Below are 19,212 nucleotides of genomic sequence, written 5' to 3'. Positions count from 1 at the left end.
TGATCAATGAAAGAGAAAAGTATATCGCTTATCAGGAAAATGCAGGAATGGAGAGTTTTATAATATGGAACATAAAAACATTGTCGCCACCATTTATCTGAAAAATGGACAGGCTGTAAAAGGTATGGATAATTTTGAACCGATGGGATGGGATGTGATCAGTCTTGCACGTCTTTATAATGACAGTGGTATTGATAAGATCATTATCTTTGATCTATCGGATGATGATGAAGAACATGAAAAAAATATTCAAACGATCAAAAACATCAATCGTAATGTTGAGATCAAAGTCTGTGCCGGCGGGAATATCAGCCGTTTTGAAGATGTTAAGAAGTTTATTTATGCCGGATGTCTGCAGGTTATTGTAAACGGTGCGAAATCTAACAGTATGGATATCGCAAGAGAGGCAAGCGATCGTTTTGGAAAAGAACGCATCCTCGTATCAGTAGCAAATGTTGATTTTGTTTTTAAACATCAGGAGGAAATGCAGGAGCATTTTCATGAGCTTCTGGTTTTAAATACCGGTGTTCTGACTGCAATCGAAAATATTACGGATGTTCCTTATGTCGTATATTTTGAGGAATGTGATTACGAAAAAATTATTGAGACATTAAAACGGGAAAATGTGCGTGGAATCGCCGGTTCTTTTATCAATGATCCGGAAACAGATATCATGGAAATGAAGTCTCAGCTTTCCGCAGGTGGAATTAAGATGGATAACTTTGAACCTGCATTAAAATGGGCAGATTTAAAGAAAAATTCAGATGGTATGGTTCCGGTTATCGTGCAGGATTATCGTACAGATGAAGTATTGATGCTTGCATATATGAATGAAGAGGCATTTGAGACGACGATTAATATTGGAAAGATGACCTATTACAGCAGAAGCCGTCAGGAATTATGGATCAAAGGAATGACATCGGGTCATATCCAGTATGTAAAGTCATTGACTGCTGACTGCGATTATGACACAATTTTAGCAAAAGTATCACAGATCGGTGCGGCATGTCATACCGGAAATGTTTCCTGTTTCTTTAACGAGATCGTTAAAAAAGAATACATGGAGAAGAATCCGCTTAAGGTATTAGAAGATGTTTATGCAATCATTTTAGACCGTAAGGCAAATCCAAAAGAAGGTTCTTATACCAACTATCTGTTTGATAAAGGACTTGATAAGATCTTAAAGAAAATCGGAGAGGAAGCATCAGAGATCATCATTGCCGCTAAAAATCCGGATTCGGCAGATATCAAATACGAGATATCTGATTTTATGTATCACATGATGGTTTTAATGGCAGAAAAAGGAGTTACCTGGGAGGAGATTACTCAGGAACTTTCCCAGAGATAATAATTACATATTCAACGGTTGAGGGAATAGAAAAACTTTGCTATACTGAAAAGTACGGCAAAGTTTTTTTGGGTAATAGGGAAAATCCATAATCACATAAAAGCCGCAAAAGGGAGAATCCTATGCTGGAAAAAATAAAACAAATATTTATTGGAAATAAGAATATAAAAAATCGTAAGATCTACATTGATGATCTGCGTGTCATAGCAACCGTATTTGTGATCGGGGTACATACAGTTTCACTTGCTGCGTCCATGACAGAATACGGAAGTATCGCATTTCGGGTGCTTACCATCTTTAATTATATTTTTTTATCCTGTAATCTGCTTTTTGTAATGTTAAGCGGAGCGTTGCTGCTTCCGGTAAAAAATGAGCCGGCCGGTATTTTTTTTCGAAAACGTTTCACGAAAGTAGCGATACCTCTGGTTGTCTATTATATCCTCTATGTTGTTGCAAAAGAGGGGATTGACTGGCTGAAACCAGACCACTGGTTTCTGATGTTAAAACGGATCTTAACAGGTGCCCCGGTGGAGGCACCGCATTTCTGGCTTGTTTATGTAATTATCTGGTTGTATGTGTTGACACCGTTTATCCGGTATATCGTACACAATATACCGGATAATGTGTTGTCGGGTGTGATCGGAGTAATATTTATCATCTGCACGCTGGATACTTATCTGCCCTTGTTTGGGGTAAAATCTGTGTTTGGAATCGTTGTAGATTCTTTTGCGGGAACTTTTTTGTTTGGATATTTTCTTGCCGAAAAATGCAGCAGAAAAATGGAAAATGTTTTTTTGATGGCGGGCTTCCTTGCTTTTTTGGAAACATGTATGTGGATCTGGAACGGAAATAATTATGTAGATTATATCTATCAGAATTCACCGACAATGATGGCATTTTCAGCAGCTATTTTTATATTGGTAAAAAGACTTGCAGTTCAGAAAACAAAAAACAGTTTTTTTGTGCAGTGGATCAGCCGGTACAGTTATTCTATTTTACTGATCCACTGGGGTGTACTTCATTTTGTGGTAAAGCAGAAGCTACATGTTGATGTATTGAGCGGTGGCATTGCAGGTGGCTGTATCGTTATGATGGTCCTGACACTTTTTATTTCGGCATTCGGTGCAATGATCCTTGATAATACATTACTGAAATGGCTTCAGATCCCATTTTCAAGAAAGAAAAAATAAAACGATAAGTATACATAATATTTTTATGGTAAACTAATACCGCATATAAAACATTTGTATGTAATATAATTATATACAGACAGACTGGCTTGGAAATGAGGATAGTGTGAAAAATACATTTTTCACACGCAAGAATGGAGATTTTTATGGACAGACAAATAATAGACAGACGAAGGGAATATGTGCAGAATATCCGTGACTCTTTTTATGAGGAAAACGGCATGCAAAAAAGGCGGACAGGAGAATCAGAGTATTCTGCACCGGAAATGGGATTTGCAGCTGCACTAAAACTGCGTATTTTTCTTTCTTTATGCATTTTTGCAGTTTTTTTAGCCTGTATGTATACACATACGGATATTTGTGGTTACAGCACACAGACGGTCACAGAAATGATCTGTGATAATCATTATTATACAAATCTCAAAAATTATGTTATGATACATTGAGCGCAAGAGAGAAAAGAGAAAGGATTTTTTTAAATGACAAAATTAGCTTTATCCGATGAGATACTGATGAAGATCGACAAACCAGCACGCTATATAGGTAACGAATTAAATAGTGTGATAAAAGATAAAGATGCGGTTGATATCCGGTTCGTGATGTGCTTTCCAGATGTTTACGAGATAGGAATGTCACACCTTGGTATCCAGATCTTATATGATATGTTAAATAAAAGGGAGGATGTCTGGTGTGAGCGTGTATATTCTCCGTGGCCGGATCTGCATAAAATTTTAAAGGATGAGAAGATTCCACTGTTTTCCTTAGAATCACAGCAGCCGGTTAAAAATGCAGATTTCTTAGGAATCACGATCCAGTATGAAATGTGCTATACCAATATTTTACAGATCTTAGATTTAAGTCAGATCCCGATTGAGGCGGCAGACCGTACAGAGGATGATCCGATCGTGATCGGTGGAGGTCCATGTACTTATAATCCTGAACCGATCGCAGAATTTTTTGATCTGTTTTATATGGGAGAAGGAGAGGTTTCCTATGACACACTGCTTGATCTGTACAAAAAAAAGAAACAGAGCGGTGCTTCGCGCAAAGAGTTTTTACATGAGGCGGCAAAGATTCCTGGTATTTATGTACCATCTTTATATGAAGTAAGTTATAAGGAAGATGGCACGATCGCAGAATTTGAACCGATTTTTGAGGATATACCGCATACAGTCACAAAGCAGATCGTTACCGATATGACACAGGCTGTTTACCCGGAAAAACCGATCGTACCGTTTATCAAGGCAACACAGGATCGTGTTGTTCTTGAAATCCAAAGGGGATGTATCCGTGGCTGCCGTTTCTGTCAGGCTGGTATGGTTTACCGTCCGACACGTGAAAAGGATGTGGAACGTTTAAAGAAACTTGCGTACAAGATGTTAAAGTCAACCGGACATGAAGAGATTTCTTTAAGTTCTTTAAGTTCCTCTGATTATTCACAGCTGCAGGAACTTGTTACATTTCTGATTGAAGAATTTAAAGGAAAGGGAGTTAATATTTCACTTCCATCTTTGCGTATCGACGCATTTTCATTAGATGTTATGGGAAAAGTACAGGATATCAAAAAAAGCAGCCTGACATTTGCCCCGGAAGCTGGTTCCCAGCGGCTTAGAGATGTTATCAATAAAGGACTTACAAAAGAGGTTATCTTAGAAGGTGCCGGTATGGCATTCGAGGGTGGCTGGAATAAGGTAAAACTTTACTTTATGTTAGGACTTCCGACAGAAACAGAAGAAGACATGAAAGCAATACCGGAACTGGCAAATGATATTGCGGTGCGGTATTATGAGATCCCGAAGGACAGGCGGAATGGTAAATGCCAGATCACAATTTCAACATCATTTTTCGTGCCAAAGCCTTTTACGCCGTTCCAGTGGGCATCCATGCATGATCCGGAAGATTATATTGCACGTGCGAAGGTTGTAAATGATACGGTAAAGGAACAGTTAAACCGTAAAAGTATCAAATATAACTGGCATGAAGCAGACGTGACAGTATTAGAGGGTGTATTAGCACGTGGTGACCGTAAAGTTGGAAGTGTGATCCGTACTGTTTATGAGCATGACGGCATATTTGACGCGTGGTCCGAATATTTTGATTATCAGAGATGGTTAGATGCATTTGATGAATGCGGTGTAGATATGGACTTTTACACCAAGAGAGAACGTTCCCTCGACGAAGTATTTCCATGGGATTTTATTGATACGGGTGTGACAAAAGAATTCTTAAAACGTGAATGGCAAAATGCTATGGGAGAGAATGTAACTCCAAACTGCAGGATGCGCTGTTCCGGATGTGGTGCAGCCCGGTTTAAAACTGGAGTTTGTATGGCAGAGCGTTAAGAACAGATACTTAATGTTTTACATGAGATACTTAATGTAAAAGAAGAAAGGGTTAATGTAAGGTTGACATTATGATAAAAATAAGGATTAAATTCCGTAAATACGGAGTAATGCGTTTTATCGGACATCTGGATATTATGCGTTATTTTCAGAAAGCAATGCGCAGGGCAGAAATTGATATCTGTTATTCAGAAGGTTTTTCCCCGCACCAGATCATGTCTTTTGCGGCACCGCTTGGTGTCGGAATCACCAGTGATGGGGAGTATCTTGATATTGAAGTAAATTCTACCAGATCAAGTGAAGCATCGATCAAGGCGCTGAACGATACTATGGTGGAAGGTGTGGAAGTTACTGAATATGTAAAACTGCCGGACAACGCCAAAACAGCAATGTCCATGGTAGCTGCTGCAGATTATGACCTTTACTTTAAAGATGGTTATGAACCGGCTGCAGATGTTCCTGCTTTTGCAGATGGTATCCGCAGATATTTTACAGAAAAAGAAGAATTTCTGGTCACGAAACAGACAAAAAAGAGCGAGAAAGTCATGGACTTAAAGCAGCTTGTATATGCATTTGACGTATCAGAAAGAGAAGGCAGACCAGTGTTTTATTTAAAGGTATCCACCGGAAGTACTGATAACTTAAAACCGGAACTTGTACTTGAAGCAATGTTTCAGGCGATGGGTTATACTTATGACCAGAATGCGATCCAGATTCACCGCAGGGATGTGTATGCAATAGATCCTGCAGGTGATGGATTTATCTCCCTTGGAAAAATGGGTGAAGTGATCCGATGAACCGTTTTATCATTACAACGACAGAAATAGAAAAAAAAGAATACCGCATTGCAGCTCTCTGTGATGACAGGAAAAAATTAATAGAAGTGGTGCCGGAATCTCTGACAGGGACGTCTTTACTTGGAAATATTTATATCGGCAGGGTGGAAAATGTTGTAAAGAATCTGAATGCCGCATTTGTCCGTATTGCTCCGGGACAAAACTGTTATCTTCCGTTACAGGAATTGAAAAATCCGGTTTTTACCAAGAAGCAGTCCGAAAAAAAGGCGATATGTGCAGGAGATGAACTTCTTGTCCAGGTAGTAAAAGAAGCGTTAAAGACAAAGGATCCTTCCGTAAGCACAAACCTTACTTTCACTGGAAAATATGTGATCCTTACGACTGGAAAACGAAAGATCGGTGTCTCTTCTAAACTTGGAAATGAAAAAAGAGAAGAACTGTTAAACACTGTGAAAAGTTTTCTGCCAAAGGAAGATCAGTTAAAATGTGGTGTGATCATCCGTACGAATGCAGCGCAGGCATCAAAAGATGAACTGCTTTTTGAATTAATTCAGCTTGAAAAAGAGGTCGAAAGAAGTATTTCAGGTTCAAAACATTTAAACTGCTATTCTCTTGTTCATAAAGAGGATCAGCCGTGGAAGAAGATGTTAAACGGGCTTTATGAAACAGATCTGGAAGAAGTTGTGACAGATGACCGGACAATTTATGAATCAATCTGTGGCATGTATGGCATTGGCACAGAGCAGCTTGTGACCGGAGGCAGTATTAAATCGAGAGTAGATGAAGTACTTACCGGGCATGGATTAAAAATCCGTTATTATAATGACGAAATGATTTCGTTAGCTGCCCTTAGTGGAATTGCTTCGCAGCTTCATGATGCATTGAGGGAGCGGGTATGGCTAAAGTCTGGAGCGTACCTTGTCATCCAGCCGACAGAAGCATTGACGGTGATCGATGTAAACACCGGAAAGAATATTGCAAAAAAAGAAATGCAGGAAAATTTCCTTAAAGTGAATATAGAAGCTGCAGAAGAAATTGCACGGCAGATAAGGCTCCGCAATATTTCGGGAATTGTGATCGTTGATTTTATTAATCTGGAATCAAAGAAGGCAGAAATGGAACTTTTGAATGCTTTTGGAGCGGCATTGAAAAAAGATCCGGTACCAACGCAGATTGTCGAGATGACAAAACTCGGTCTGGTAGAGGTTACCAGAAAAAAAATAAAAAAATCATTGCGGGAGAGTTTATCCTGACAGGAATGGAGTGTAAAATGGATTTTAGTTTTATTGAGATTTTAAAAGTAATTTTTCTTGGAATCGTGGAGGGAATTACAGAATGGCTGCCGATCAGCAGCACCGGACATATGCTTTTAGTTGATGAATTTCTGCAGTTAAACGCAAGCGATTCTTTCAAAGAAATGTTTTTTATTATTATCCAGCTCGGTGCGATCCTTGCAGTCGTTGTTCTTTATTGGAACCGGATGTTTCCGTTTCAGTTTAAAGATAAAACAAAGCCGGTAATAAGAAAAGATATATTTTCTTTATGGTTTAAGGTAGTTGTAGCATGCATTCCGGGAGCGGCTGTTACGATTTTATTTGATGATTATATTGAAGCACATCTTTATACTCCGGTCGTAATTGCCATTGCACTGATCTTTTATGGTGTAGCTTTTATTCTGATCGAAAACTGGAATAAGACAAGAGAACCGAAGATCAGGACACTGGCTGATATTTCTTATCAGACAGCGTTTATGATCGGATTATTTCAGGTGCTTTCCATAATTCCGGGAACTTCTCGTTCCGGTGCAACGATCATCGGTGGACTGATCATCGGTGTTTCACGTGTTGCCGTTGCAGAATTTACATTTTATCTTGCAGTTCCGGTTATGCTTGGCATGAGTCTGTTAAAACTCTTAAAGTTCGGATTCGCATTTACTGGAGCAGAGTTTATCATTTTAGGAGTTGGAACAGTGGTGGCATTCCTTGTTTCAATTATTGTGATCCGTTTCCTGATGTCCTATATCAGAAAACATGACTTTAAAGTATTTGGCTGGTACAGGATTGTGCTTGGAGCATTAGTTTTAATATATTTTGCTTTTATTTAAAAATATTTTTGAAATATGAAAAAAACAGTTGACGTAATAAAAAAAATATGCTAAAGTAACGAAGTATGCCGCACAGTGAGGTCTAAAAGTCCGTCTATTCTGTATTAAAACCAGATAGAAGGCACCATAACTGGCGAGTAATGATAATAGGAGGTGCCATATGTACGCAATTATAGCAACAGGTGGTAAACAGTACAAAGTATCCGAAGGCGATATCATTACCATTGAAAAGCTCGGAAAAGAAGCTGGTGAGAAAGTAACTTTTGATCAGGTTTTAGCTGTATCTGACAACGGTATCAAAGTTGGCTCTGATGTAGCAAACGCTTCTGTTGAGGCTTCTGTCGTAAAAGAGGGCAGAGGTAAAAAAGTTATCGTTTACAAGTACAAGAGAAAGACTGGCTATCACAAGAAAAACGGTCACAGACAGGCGTTTACACAGGTTAAGATTGAAAAGATCAACGCGTAATCGACAGGGAAAGTTGTTATGACAAAGATAACGATTTTCAGAAACCGTGACAACGAGTTTTTAGGCTTTGAATGTCTTGGACATGCCGGATATGCAGAGGAAGGCGAAGATATTGTGTGTGCAGGGATTTCCGCATTGGTCATCAATACGGTAAACAGTCTCGGCTTATATACGAAAGATGCCTTTTCTACTGATTCGGATGAGGAGACAGGAAAGATAAGCTTATCGTTTTCTTCCCCGGCAGGACATGATGCCGATCTACTTATGAGGTCATTGGTTTTAGGTTTGCAGGGAATACAAAACACTTATGGAAATGATTATATCATTCTAAAATTCAGGGAGGTGTAAGACATGTTAAATATGAACCTTCAGTTTTTTGCTCATAAAAAGGGAGTTGGTTCTACAAAGAACGGTCGTGATTCCGAATCTAAGAGATTAGGAGCAAAAAGAGCAGACGGACAGTTTGTAAAAGCTGGAAACATTTTATACAGACAGCGTGGAACAAAGATTCATCCAGGCGTTAATGTAGGTATCGGTGGAGATGATACATTATTTGCTTTAACAGATGGTATCTTAAGATTCGAAAGAAAAGGAAGAGATAAAAAACAGGCTTCCGTTTATCCAGTAGCTGAATAAGATGTACTGTGGACCCGACTATGAACACCCATCACAGATGGCACATCCATCGCAGATGGATGTAATAGCCGGGTTCTATTTGTATTAAGAATGTGACAGATAATTTACATGTACCAGAGGTTATGATGATAACGGCTTTATGTACATGTTTTTGTTAAATTTGAGGTAGAAAAATATGTTTGCAGACAGAGCAACAATTATTATAAAATCAGGAAAAGGCGGAGACGGTCATGTTAGTTTCCGCAGGGAAAAATATGTACCGGATGGTGGTCCGGATGGCGGAGACGGCGGACGCGGCGGTGATATTGTATTCGTGGTTGACGACGGATTAAATACACTTACTGATTACCGTCACAGAAGAAAATTTGCCGCACAGCCTGGAGAAGAGGGCGGAAAACGTAACTGCCATGGTAAGAATGGTGAGGATCTGATCTTAAAAGTTCCTGCTGGAACGGTAATTAAAGATGCAGAATCCGGAAAAGTGATCGCTGATATGTCCGGCGATAACCGCAGGCAGGTAATTTTAAAAGGTGGCCGTGGCGGTCTTGGAAACCAGCATTTTGCAACATCTACCATGCAGGCACCGAAGTATGCGCAGCCTGGTGGAGATGCGATCGAACTTGAAGTAAAGCTGGAGTTAAAGGTAATCGCAGATGTCGGGCTGGTCGGATTTCCAAATGTCGGAAAATCAACGTTATTATCAAGGGTGACAAATGCACAGCCAAAGATTGCCAATTATCATTTTACGACATTGCAGCCAAATCTTGGAGTTGTAGATTTAGATGGTGCAAAGGGCTTTGTGATTGCAGATATTCCTGGACTGATTGAGGGTGCATCGGAAGGTATCGGACTTGGACTTGAGTTTTTACGCCATATTGAGCGTACAAAAGTTATGATCCATGTGGTTGATGCAGCCGGAACGGAAGGACGTGACCCGATTGCAGATATCCGTGCCATCATGAAAGAGTTAGAGGCATATGATCCAAAACTTTTAGACAAGCCACAGGTAATTGCAGCAAACAAGATGGATGCCGTGTACGGTGATGAGAATGAGATCGTCCAGTCTTTAAGACAGGAGTTTGAAAAAGACGGAATCCGTGTGTTCCCAATCTCGGCAGTCAGTGGAAAGGGCTTAAAAGAGTTACTGTATCACGTACAGGAATTGCTTGATCACTGCAGCAGTGAACCGGTGATCTATGAACCTGAGTTTGATCCGGCATTACGATTCTTTAAGGATGAGCCTTACACGATTTCACAGGCGGCAGACGGAGCATTTGAGATTGAGGGACCAAAGATTGAAAAAATGCTTGGTTATACCAATATCGATTCCGAAAAAGGATTTTTATTCTTCCAGAAATTTATGAAAGAACAGGGAATCTTAAAGGAGTTAGAAACCCAGGGAATCGAGGACGGTGATACTGTCCGGATGTATGGATTTGAATTTGATTATTATAAATAATAAGTGACTGATGTTATATTAATTGCACCGGAAAGAGGTGCGGAAATGAGGAACGTTATGGCATTAACAAGTAAACAGCGCGCATACCTTGGTGGGTGTGCAAGTACAATGGATCCGATTTTTCATATCGGAAAAGCAAGCCTTACGCCGGAGATCATCACGGCGTTGGATGAAGCCTTAGAAAAGAGAGAACTCATCAAAGTAGCTGTATTAAAAAACTGTATCGATGATCCGAGGGAAATCGCTGCAATGACAGCAGAACGAACACATTCTGATGTTGTAAAAGTAATTGGAAAGAAAATCATTTTATTCCGTCAGGCAAAGAAAAATACCAAGTACGAGCTGCCAGGCTGATATGTTAGAAGCAGAGTGCAGGGTCGGACAAAAGCACTTAAAGAAAATTGGTATCTTAGGCGGTTCTTTTGATCCGATTCATAAGGGACATTTAAATATTGCACAGAGTGCATATGAGGAATTTGCATTAGATGAGGTATGGTTTATTCCGGCAGGTCATTCACCAAATAAAGATGAAAATAAAATGACAGCCGCAGACATCCGGGCAGAAATGACAGAGCTGGCTATCTGCGATATCCCATATTTTAAACTTTCGCGAATTGAAGTCGATGCGGAAGGGACAAGTTATACTTATCTGACGCTCACAAAATTAGAAGAAATATATCCGGATATGAAATTTTTCTTTATTATGGGTGCAGATTCACTTGATTATCTTGAAAAATGGTATCATCCAGAGATTATTTGCGAAAAGGCAGTTATTCTGGCTGCGGTACGTGATGATATGAATTTGTCGGAAGTTGAGGAAAAGATTTCTGCCCTGAAAAAATTGTTTCCGGCTGAAATTTATCCAATTACAGGTGGAAAAACAGATATTTCATCGAGTGAGATCCGGGCAGCTTTAAAATGTGGAAAGACAGATATATCCCTGATTCCTTCTAAAGTAATGACATATATTAAGAAACGCCATTTATATGAAGAAAAATAGAGGATAAGGCACACAGGATTTATGCCATGTCACAGACCTGTGATGAAAATGGTATTTTCATTGTGAAACGGGCAGGAATGGAGGGCATCATGGAACTTATTGAAATTCGAAAAAAACTAAAAAAAGAACTGGATAAAGGACGTTACGAACATACAAAAGGTGTTATGTATACGGCAGGATGTCTTGCCATGGCACATGAGTATTCCATGGAAAAGGCAATGCTTGCAGGGTTACTTCATGATTGTGCAAAATGCATCCCGAATGACCAGAAAATAGAAATGTGTGAGCAAAATCATATTCTGATCAATCCGGTAGAATACAAAAGCCCATATCTGTTACATGCAAAATTAGGAGCCTTTTTGGCTGAAACTGTGTACGAGGTGTCTGATCCGCAGATTTTGCATGCGATCAAAGTTCATACGACAGGTGAGCCAGATATGAGCCTTTTAGATAAGATCATCTATATTGCAGATTATATTGAGCCTGGGCGCGATAAGGCTGAGAATCTTCCTTATATAAGAAAGATTGCCTTCGAGGATTTAGATGCCTGTATGGCGGAAATACTGCATGACACGCTTGCTTATTTGTCCAGCCGGGGTGGAAGCATTGATGCAACGACAAAGATGACGTATGATTTTTACCGGCAGTACAGGAAAAATCATAATTAATATTTTGAAACTTAAATCTATTCCTGGCTGTGAATGAACAGTACCGGAAAATCTACAGAATAATAGGAGAGTAAATTTATGACTTCAGCAGAATATTGTAAAATAGCAGTAAAAGCACTGGAAGATAAAAAAGCAGAGGATGTCAAAGTAATTGATATCCGTGAGATTTCACCGATCGCAGATTTTTTTATCATTGCAGATGGAATGAATCAGAACCAGATCCAGGCAATGCGCGATGCAGTCGATGAGGCTTTGTATAAAGCAGATCTTAAAGTACGACAGGTAGAAGGTAACCAGTCATCTACATGGATTCTGATGGATTATAATGATATCATTATTCATATTTTTTCAAAGGAAGACAGACTGTTTTATGATCTGGAACGTATCTGGAAAGATGGTAAAGAAATCAGTGTGGATGAACTGTAAGGGATAAAATTTTATAAAGGTAATCAGATATTATAAATAGAAACTATTTTTGCATATATAAATCTCATATGAAGAAAAAATCACCAGATCATAATGAAAAGCTGGTGATTTTTTCTTTTTCTCTTTAATTTAAAAATCGCATAATACCGAATACTTTTCCAAGGATCGAACATTCGTTTACAATAATTGGATCCATGGTGTCATTTTCCGGCTGCAGGCGATAGTGACCACTTTCTTTATAAAAAGTCTTTACTGTTGCAGAATCATCTACAAGAGCAACAACAATATCTCCATTCTGTGCGTCAGACTGTTTCTGTACAAGAATCTTATCACCATTAAATATTCCTGCATTGATCATACTGTCACCTTTTACCTTTAGCATAAATGTCTCTGCATTCGGCATAAACTCAGTAGGAATCGGAAAGTAATTTTCGATATTTTCAACAGCAAGTAACGGCTGACCGGCAGCTACCTGACCGAGGATAGGAACATTAACAACTTCACGTCTGGTTAAATTAAAATTGTCATCAATAATCTCGATTGCACGTGGTTTTGTAGGGTCTCTTCGGATATAGCCATTCTTCTCAAGTGTCTCAAGGTGTGAATGAACAGAAGAGGTTGACTTCAGATGAACTGCTTCACAGATCTCGCGAACAGCAGGAGGATAACCCTTGTTTAAAATTTCCTGCTTGATATATTCTAATATTTCTTGCTGCTTACTGCTGATTTTGCCATATGCCATAAAGTGCCTCCTGTTATACGATAAAATATATTTCATCAATTTGTAAAGGGATTATTCTGCCCTGTGTTTATTATTTATTCTATCATATTACAAACAGAAATGCAAACATATATTCCGAAAATTTGTTCGATTTTATTATTGACAAACAAATGTTCGCGTATTATGATACAGATATACAAACAGTTGTTCGCAACAGATGTTCGCATTAGATGGAGGTTATTTATGAGAAGCATAAGAGAGAATAGGAAGAATCAGAAACCAGTTTTTTTGATCGCATTATCAATGGTATTATTTGGAATTATCTGCTTTACATGTTTTGGTACTATCCGTGCGCAGGCAGCCGGTGAATCGAGTACTACTTATAAATATTACACCAGCATACAGATCATACCGGGACAGACATTGAGTGACATTGCGGGGATATATATGACAGATGATTATAAAGATACTTCAGAGTATATAGAAGAAGTATGTACGATCAATCATGTTTTCCCGGATGACATCCATGAGGGGGAATATCTGACGGTACCATATTATTCAGCAGAATACTTAAAATAGACCTTGACGGAGCCATATGTAAGAATGTTGTATTTTTCTTCAAAATAGGCTATAATAGTTACATTCGGCAAAAAAGCATCACTGGGTAGAATGAATTTTTCAGGATGTTTCTGTGTCAGGTACGGAGGATAGCATTGAAGTTATGTTAAAGTTTATTTATGTAATTCTTATGAATCTTTTCAGGGCACCATATATGATTCCAAAGATGCGAAAGGAAGCGGATCATCCTGAAAAATATTCAGAAGAAGAGCGATATGAGCTTGCGCGCCACGTGATCCGCCTTATGAAAACGACTGGTGGAATTAAAACAAAAGCATATGGATTGGAGAATCTCCCATCTGAGGGGGGTTATATGATGTATCCGAATCATCAGGGAAAATATGATGCACTTGGTATTATCTATACACATAAAAATCCGTGTTCCATTGTTATGGATCGCGCAAAGTCCAATACAATTCTTGTCCGGGAATTTGTTGATCTGCTGCAGGGAAAACGTCTTGATAAAAAAGATGTAAGACAGGCACTTACGATCATCAATGAAGTTTCAGAAGATGTCAAACAGGGCAAACGTTATATTCTTTTCCCGGAAGGGGGATATGATTTTAATAATCGTAATAATGTATGTGATTTTAAAGCAGGAAGTTTTAAAATTGCTTTAAAGACAAAAGCACCGATCATACCGGTTGCTCTGATCGATTCCTATAAGGTTTTTAACAGTTTTAATCTGGGACCTGTTACAACACAGGTACATTATCTGAAACCTATTTTATTTGACGAATACGGTTCTTTGAAAACACATGAGATTGCAGAACTGGTGCAGCACAGGATTCAAGAAAAAATCAACAGTATTCTGTTGCCGGAGATGTAAAATTCTGGACATTGTACAAAAGTGTTATATAGTTCTTGAACGGATAACACTTTTGTATCATATCATTTCAATAATAATCGCGTTACAAAATGTCTTTCGTATTTATTCTCATGATTTATCTATATACTTGTATATTCTATCAGTTAAACTTCCCTTAACTTGACATACTTAGCAGCACTTCTTCGCCTTTCATCATCAAGAGCAGCATAGTGTTTGCGGGTAGTATTGACGTCTTTATGGCCAAGAACATCCGCAACCAGATAAATATCACCGGTTTCCCGATAGAGTGACGTACCATAGGTACTGCGGAGTTTATGCGGTGTAATATGTTTTAAGGTTGTTACCAGTTTGGAGTATTTTTTTACCATATTTTCAACAGTTCGCACACTCATGCGTTTATTCTGAAGCGATAAAAAGAGGGCATTAATACTTCCGTCAGCTGCAGTAACTTTCTGACGTTCCACAAAGTAATCCATAAGTGCTTTGCGAACCTCATCTCCGAAATATACAACAACCTCTGCGCCACCTTTGCGGTGAATCTTAATACCATTATTTTTAAAATCAACATCTTCCATATCAAGACCAACACATTCTGAAACACGGATACCTGTTCCAAGCAGAAGTGTCATCATTGCAAGATCCCGTACTTTTGTTTTTTCGTGATATTGTTGCTGCTTTGCAGTAAGATTTTCACCGGATTCTACTTCATCAAGAAGTTTTGCAACCTCATCAACATCCAGACGGATGATATTCTTTTCATGTATTTTAGGCATGTCTACTTTAACTGTAGGATCATCTTCAATCAGTCCATTTTTATAATAGTAATGATAAAAGGAGCGTAAAGAAGAAAGTTTTCGTTTTAGTCCAACCTCATCATTTGTATGTTCCGTTCCGTCTTTTTCGTAATATTTCAGATAAGAGAGATATTCTTCAATATCCATTGGTGTAATCTCATTTAAAATAGATATGGGAAACTCAGTAATATTCATTTTGGCACAGATCGGATTTGTTGTATGCAGGTAATCAAAGAAACAGCCGATATCGTAAGCATATGCAATTTTTGTCCTGGAGGAGCTGGTTGCTTCGATGCCGATAAAAAATTGTTTGCAAAAAGGGGGTAATGCCTCTAATAGTTTTCGTAATTTTACTTCATTCTTTACATTTATTGTTTCATAATATGCTTTTTCTTTCATAGCAGGTCTCCATTCTACGCACTTTACAGTAAAAATTTTATTTTCATAATAAGTATGAGAGTAAAGAATACAACTTTGTATAAAGTTTAATTTTGTTCGTTGTTTATAATTGACCATCCAGGTATATTTCCGGTTAAGATAGCATGAAAAAGTTTGGTTTTTACACCTGGATTGTCCAAATTAAGCTGTCTTATAAGCTGTTTTACATATTCACGTCTGGTATTACCATCCATTGGACAGGGATTTTTTACGACTGGAAGATGATATTTATTTCGGAATCCTTTTACCTCTGCTTCAGATACATAGATCAGAGGACGGATTATCGTAAGATCAGAATCAGCCATATAAGTTTTTGGAGGAAATACATAAAAACGTCCTTCATAAATCATGGATAAAAATGCTGTTTCGATCACATCATCCATATGATGTGCATATGCCACTTTATTGCAGCCTAGTTCCTTAATAGCCTGATTTAATGCTCCTTTGCGCATTTTCGCACATAAGGAGCAGGAAGGCTTTTCATCACGTTCTTCGAAGATGATTTTAGCTATTTCTGTGTTAACGATATGATATGGAACATCAAGTTCACGACATAGGTCTGATACGGCAGTGAGGTCGAAATCTTCATAACCGAGATTTACTGACACAGCTAACAAGTCAAACTTTTTGGGATAAAATCGGCGCAAACCACTCAATGCATATAAAAGTGTGAGAGAATCTTTACCTCCGGAAATACCAATGGCAATTCTGTCGCCGGATTCGATCATTTGATATTCATCAATTGCTTTTCTGGTATAGCTGTATAATTGCTGTAATTTCATATGTAAGCCTCCTGAACTTTCTTTATTATACAATATTTTTATTAAAAATGCAGATGAGAAATGTTGCCGACACAGCGTACATTGAGTTGACAAACTGTATCATCTGATTCCAAACACAACTATTCGTTAAACTTGTGTTTTGCGAATATATAAAGTTATCAATACATAAAACATTGATACTATGCTACATACGAAATTTGTGTCTGATACAATAAATCTTTATCCAATGATTTCATCAGAATCAAGAATGATTGTAAAAGGTCCATCATTTACAAGAGAAATTTTCATGTCTGCCCCAAAAATTCCCTGTTCTACAATTGGTACCTGTTTCTTACAATTATCAATAATGTAGTTATAAAGTTCCTTTGCCATATCTGGTTTGCCAGCACCTATAAAAGACGGTCTGTTTCCTTTTCTGCAATTTGCATATAAAGTAAACTGTGATATTAATAACAGGCTTCCTGCAACATCCTGCAATGATAAATTTGTCTTTCCTTCAGAATCTTCAAAAATACGAAGTCCAATTAGTTTTTTTATCATTTTATCTGCAATCTCTTTTGTGTCAGAATCAGATATACCAATTAACACCATAAAACCTTTCTGAATAGTTCCTGTTATCCGGTCATCTACCTGACATGTAGCTGTGCTTACACGCTGTATTATGAGTCTCATAATCTGTAGTTACTCCCTTTTCTTCGTTTTTATAAAAAAATTCTATTAAAAATTTAACATATTTCGGATGATCTGCTTACACTTTTCTACATTAAAAAATCAAATATCCTCATCAAAGTAAAAAGGCTTTGATGAGGATAAAATTATATTAAGCATATTCTTTTTCGTATTTTATTTCTGTGCATCCATAATTTCACGGAATTTTAAAATCATATCGACACATCCATCAATACCAAGTTTTCCTGCATCAAGAGTCAAATGATAGCTGTTGGAATCGCCCCAGCGTTTGCTGGAATAATAATTGTAATAGCTGGCACGCTGTTTATCCTTTTTCTGGATCAGATCTTTCGCCTTGTTCTCTGTGATATTCAGACGTTTGCTGACAGCTTTGATACGTTTCTCCATATCTGCATGAATAAAAATGTTGATGCAGTCTGTATAATCTGCCAATGCATAATCCGCACATCTGCCGACAATGACGCAGGATTCACGATCTGCAATCTTTTTGATCGTTTCAAACTGTGCAAGGAATACTTTATGGTTCAATGGCATATCCAAAAATGGTGAAGAATTATAACTTCCAACGGAATATGTATCCATAACCAGTGAATATAAAAAACTGCTGGTTGGTTTTTCATCATGATTTTCAAAAATTTCTTCGCAAAAACCACTGTCTTTTGCCGCCTGCTGTAATAATTCTTTATCGTATAATTCGATACCAAGTCTGTCAGCAAGCGCCTCACCGACTGCTTTACCTCCGCTTCCAAATTCACGTCCAATGGTATATATCTTATTTGACATAAAAATCCCCCACTTTCTTTTGCATCAGATTGTCATTACATATTACGAAAGATTTGTATGATATATACAAAATATTTGAATTTAATATGGAGACATCTGTTTCTTTTGTATAATTATACTACACTTTCTCGAAAAATAAAACAATTTTTCGAAATTTAATGTAAACTTTTCAATATTTTCAAAAAATATTCTGGAAGTGGTGCTGATATCTCCATATATTCCTTAGTACGTGGGTGAATAAAACCAATCGTCATGGCATGTAGTGTCTGTCCTTGTGTTTTAAATGGACTTCTTCCGCTGGAATATACAGTATCGCCAAGTAACGGATGACCGATACTTGCCATATGAACGCGGATCTGATGTGTTCTGCCCGTCTCTAATTTAAATTCCATATAGGTGTAATTGGAAAAGCGTTCCAGTACCTTATAATGCGTAATCGCTGGTTTTCCATTTTTTTCATTGATCGCCATCTTTTTTCGGTTGGTCGGATGTCTGCCGATGGGTGCATTGATGGTTCCTTCATCGTCCTTTACAACGCCATATACAATACCGCGGTATCTGCGGTTAACACTATGCGCTTTGATCTGTTCTGCAATTTTAACGTGGCTTTCATCGTTTTTACATACGATTAAAGAGCCGGTTGTGTCCATATCGATCCGGTGCACGATCCCTGGTCGTATTTCACCGTTAATGCCGGAAAGACTATCCTTGCAGTGAAACATGATCGCATTGACCAAAGTGCCTGAATAATGACCGGCAGATGGATGTACAACCATTCCTTTCGGTTTATTGACAACGAGAAGATCATCATCTTCATATAAAATATCAAGAGGAATATTTTCCGGGAGGATCGGTGTTTCTACAGCATCGGGAATTTCTACACATACAAGATCATCCATATGCAGACGATAATTTGCCTTTTCCTGGGAATCATTTACTGTTACATGTCCATCTTTGATTAATTTTTGAAAAAAAGAACGTGAAGGTGCATTTGAAGTACTCTCAGACTGCTCAAAAATAACGCTTAGATATTTATCTAAGCGTTCTCCTTCATATTCTGCCTCTATTTCGAAAGTTTCCTGTTTCATAAATACTCCATTCTTGTCTGATACGGTATTTCT

At 38.1% G+C, this 19,212-nt stretch carries 23 protein-coding genes; 17 read left to right on the top strand and 6 right to left on the bottom strand.

All coding sequences use genetic code 11. The features are described 5' to 3' along the window. The first annotated feature begins 64 nt into the window (after window positions 1-64). The 15 genes from hisIE to rsfS all read left to right on the top strand — a co-directional run bounded on the left by hisIE (window position 65) and on the right by rsfS (window position 12,436). Window positions 65-1,348, top strand: a complete 1,284-nt coding sequence (hisIE, locus tag H8S51_RS10290) for a bifunctional phosphoribosyl-AMP cyclohydrolase/phosphoribosyl-ATP diphosphatase HisIE (protein WP_186898763.1) — start codon at window positions 65-67, stop codon at window positions 1,346-1,348. A gap of 122 nt (window positions 1,349-1,470) precedes the next feature. Further along, window positions 1,471-2,538 carry an acyltransferase gene (locus H8S51_RS10285; protein WP_186898764.1) on the top strand — a complete coding sequence of 356 codons (1,068 nt, stop codon included), beginning with the start codon at window positions 1,471-1,473 and terminating at the stop codon, window positions 2,536-2,538. A gap of 146 nt (window positions 2,539-2,684) precedes the next feature. Next, window positions 2,685-2,984, top strand: coding sequence for a hypothetical protein (locus H8S51_RS10280; protein WP_241070675.1), 300 nt, complete (start codon window positions 2,685-2,687; stop codon window positions 2,982-2,984). Window positions 2,985-3,017: 33 nt separating this feature from the next. Then, entirely contained in the window at window positions 3,018-4,880 is a 1,863-nt protein-coding gene (locus H8S51_RS10275; RefSeq protein ID WP_117922161.1) for a TIGR03960 family B12-binding radical SAM protein, read from the top strand. Window positions 4,881-4,951: 71 nt separating this feature from the next. Further along, window positions 4,952-5,677, top strand: coding sequence for a TIGR03936 family radical SAM-associated protein (locus H8S51_RS10270; protein ID WP_117922160.1), 726 nt, complete (start codon window positions 4,952-4,954; stop codon window positions 5,675-5,677). Next, window positions 5,674-6,930: a ribonuclease E/G gene (locus tag H8S51_RS10265; RefSeq protein WP_117922159.1), complete on the top strand. Its 1,257-nt coding sequence runs from the start codon at window positions 5,674-5,676 to the stop codon at window positions 6,928-6,930. The genes H8S51_RS10270 and H8S51_RS10265 overlap by 4 nt, the downstream gene beginning before the upstream one ends. 17 nt (window positions 6,931-6,947) lie before the next feature. Then, window positions 6,948-7,781 (top strand): undecaprenyl-diphosphate phosphatase, encoded by an 834-nt coding sequence (locus H8S51_RS10260; RefSeq protein WP_186898765.1) that lies wholly within the window; start codon window positions 6,948-6,950, stop codon window positions 7,779-7,781. A gap of 160 nt (window positions 7,782-7,941) precedes the next feature. Continuing rightward, window positions 7,942-8,247, top strand: coding sequence for a 50S ribosomal protein L21 (rplU, locus tag H8S51_RS10255; RefSeq protein ID WP_006856084.1), 306 nt, complete (start codon window positions 7,942-7,944; stop codon window positions 8,245-8,247). An 18-nt stretch (window positions 8,248-8,265) separates the two neighbouring features. Beyond that, window positions 8,266-8,595, top strand: coding sequence for a ribosomal-processing cysteine protease Prp (locus H8S51_RS10250; RefSeq protein ID WP_117922158.1), 330 nt, complete (start codon window positions 8,266-8,268; stop codon window positions 8,593-8,595). 3 nt (window positions 8,596-8,598) lie between these two features. Then, a complete protein-coding gene (gene rpmA / locus H8S51_RS10245) occupies window positions 8,599-8,883 on the top strand; it encodes a 50S ribosomal protein L27 (RefSeq protein WP_006856086.1) in 285 nt (94 codons plus the stop codon). 175 nt (window positions 8,884-9,058) lie between these two features. Continuing rightward, window positions 9,059-10,342 (top strand): GTPase ObgE, encoded by a 1,284-nt coding sequence (obgE, locus tag H8S51_RS10240; protein ID WP_186898766.1) that lies wholly within the window; start codon window positions 9,059-9,061, stop codon window positions 10,340-10,342. Window positions 10,343-10,399: 57 nt separating this feature from the next. Then, window positions 10,400-10,696, top strand: a complete 297-nt coding sequence (gene yhbY / locus H8S51_RS10235) for a ribosome assembly RNA-binding protein YhbY (protein ID WP_117922156.1) — start codon at window positions 10,400-10,402, stop codon at window positions 10,694-10,696. A 1-nt stretch (window position 10,697) separates the two neighbouring features. Further along, window positions 10,698-11,342 carry a nicotinate-nucleotide adenylyltransferase gene (gene nadD, locus H8S51_RS10230; RefSeq protein ID WP_186898767.1) on the top strand — a complete coding sequence of 215 codons (645 nt, stop codon included), beginning with the start codon at window positions 10,698-10,700 and terminating at the stop codon, window positions 11,340-11,342. An 89-nt stretch (window positions 11,343-11,431) separates the two neighbouring features. Continuing rightward, window positions 11,432-12,010 (top strand): bis(5'-nucleosyl)-tetraphosphatase (symmetrical) YqeK, encoded by a 579-nt coding sequence (gene yqeK / locus H8S51_RS10225; RefSeq protein WP_186898768.1) that lies wholly within the window; start codon window positions 11,432-11,434, stop codon window positions 12,008-12,010. A gap of 78 nt (window positions 12,011-12,088) precedes the next feature. Continuing rightward, on the top strand, window positions 12,089-12,436 hold the full coding sequence (gene rsfS / locus H8S51_RS10220) for a ribosome silencing factor (protein ID WP_006856091.1): 348 nt from the start codon (window positions 12,089-12,091) through the stop codon (window positions 12,434-12,436). A 124-nt stretch (window positions 12,437-12,560) separates the two neighbouring features. Here rsfS and lexA read toward each other — a convergent pair whose 3' ends face one another. After that, window positions 12,561-13,178 carry a transcriptional repressor LexA gene (gene lexA, locus H8S51_RS10215; protein ID WP_186898769.1) on the bottom strand — a complete coding sequence of 206 codons (618 nt, stop codon included), beginning with the start codon at window positions 13,176-13,178 and terminating at the stop codon, window positions 12,561-12,563. 222 nt (window positions 13,179-13,400) lie between these two features. Between lexA and H8S51_RS10210 the strand changes: the two genes are divergently transcribed. Continuing rightward, window positions 13,401-13,736 carry a hypothetical protein gene (locus H8S51_RS10210; RefSeq protein WP_117922153.1) on the top strand — a complete coding sequence of 112 codons (336 nt, stop codon included), beginning with the start codon at window positions 13,401-13,403 and terminating at the stop codon, window positions 13,734-13,736. Between the two features lie 142 nt (window positions 13,737-13,878). Further along, window positions 13,879-14,604 carry a lysophospholipid acyltransferase family protein gene (locus tag H8S51_RS10205; RefSeq protein ID WP_117922152.1) on the top strand — a complete coding sequence of 242 codons (726 nt, stop codon included), beginning with the start codon at window positions 13,879-13,881 and terminating at the stop codon, window positions 14,602-14,604. Between the two features lie 143 nt (window positions 14,605-14,747). On the opposite strand, the gene H8S51_RS10200 is transcribed toward H8S51_RS10205, so the two are convergent. The 5 genes from H8S51_RS10200 to H8S51_RS10180 form a co-directional block, all read right to left on the bottom strand. Further along, the gene (locus H8S51_RS10200; RefSeq protein ID WP_117922151.1) at window positions 14,748-15,797 is read right to left on the bottom strand and encodes a tyrosine-type recombinase/integrase; all 1,050 of its coding nucleotides are present in this window, start codon (window positions 15,795-15,797) and stop codon (window positions 14,748-14,750) included. An 86-nt stretch (window positions 15,798-15,883) separates the two neighbouring features. After that, window positions 15,884-16,618 carry a tRNA 2-thiocytidine biosynthesis TtcA family protein gene (locus H8S51_RS10195; RefSeq protein ID WP_118208838.1) on the bottom strand — a complete coding sequence of 245 codons (735 nt, stop codon included), beginning with the start codon at window positions 16,616-16,618 and terminating at the stop codon, window positions 15,884-15,886. Between the two features lie 219 nt (window positions 16,619-16,837). Then, window positions 16,838-17,290: a D-aminoacyl-tRNA deacylase gene (gene dtd, locus H8S51_RS10190; RefSeq protein WP_186898770.1), complete on the bottom strand. Its 453-nt coding sequence runs from the start codon at window positions 17,288-17,290 to the stop codon at window positions 16,838-16,840. Window positions 17,291-17,461: 171 nt separating this feature from the next. Beyond that, complete coding sequence (locus tag H8S51_RS10185) at window positions 17,462-18,091, bottom strand: cytidylate kinase-like family protein (RefSeq protein WP_117922140.1); 630 nt, start codon at window positions 18,089-18,091, stop codon at window positions 17,462-17,464. A 155-nt stretch (window positions 18,092-18,246) separates the two neighbouring features. Beyond that, entirely contained in the window at window positions 18,247-19,179 is a 933-nt protein-coding gene (locus H8S51_RS10180; protein ID WP_186898771.1) for an RluA family pseudouridine synthase, read from the bottom strand. Window positions 19,180-19,212 lie beyond the last annotated feature (33 nt).

The organism is Roseburia rectibacter, from assembly GCF_014287515.2.
GTDB classification, from domain to species: Bacteria; Bacillota; Clostridia; order Lachnospirales; family Lachnospiraceae; genus Roseburia; species Roseburia rectibacter.
The sequence above is the reverse complement of the archived record's forward strand: the minus strand, read 5'-3'. Positions and strand labels throughout refer to the sequence as shown.